This is a genomic window from Nocardia pseudovaccinii NBRC 100343, assembly GCF_001613225.1.
Classification (GTDB): Bacteria; Actinomycetota; Actinomycetes; order Mycobacteriales; family Mycobacteriaceae; genus Nocardia; species Nocardia pseudovaccinii.
Genome location: NZ_BDBY01000290.1, coordinates 1 through 596, shown reverse-complemented (window position 1 = coordinate 596; position 596 = coordinate 1). Strand labels below are relative to the sequence as shown.

At 64.3% G+C, this 596-nt stretch carries 1 protein-coding gene; it reads right to left on the bottom strand.

The annotated features are described in order from the left end of the window. On the bottom strand, positions 1–551 hold a 551-nt coding region (locus tag NP3_RS34605), incomplete at its 3' end, for an ABC transporter permease (protein WP_174566298.1). Positions 552–596 lie beyond the last annotated feature (45 nt).

Here is a 596-nt window from a genome sequence, read left to right as displayed (position 1 = left end):
TCCGAAGGGACCTCGTAGATTCCGGTGAGCGTGACGTCGATCGGGTTGCCGTGCGAGGGAACCAGCACCTTGGTCTTGTCACCGACATGCAGACCCGCACGTTCGGCGCCGCCGGTATTGAGTGCGATTTCGCCCTCGTGCGCGGGCGGAACGCCCTGCACGAACTTGTCCGGTTCGGCGACCGCCTTATCCGGCGGAATGTAGGACTGGCCGAAAGTCGGTGCACCACCGGTCTGTACGGCCTTCTTACCGTCCGGATACAGCAACACCAGCGGTCCGTTGACGCTCGGCGCGACCGCCCGCACCCCGTCCATCTTCGAGATCTGGTCGACCACGCTGAGCGGAATGCCCTGTGCCTGTTGCTTTTGCGGACTCACCCGCACATCGACGCCCTTGGCCTGATTGGCGAAGATCCCGTCGAAGGTCCGCTGGAGGGTATCGGTGAAGACGAATGAGCCCGCGATGAACGCGGTTCCGAGCACCACCGAGAGCAGGGTCAGTGCCAGTCGCACCTTGTGCGCGGCGAGATTGCGCAAGACCACCTTGCGCATGGGTTTGCCGCTCACGACTGCGCCTCGCTGACGCTCGGCTCCGTC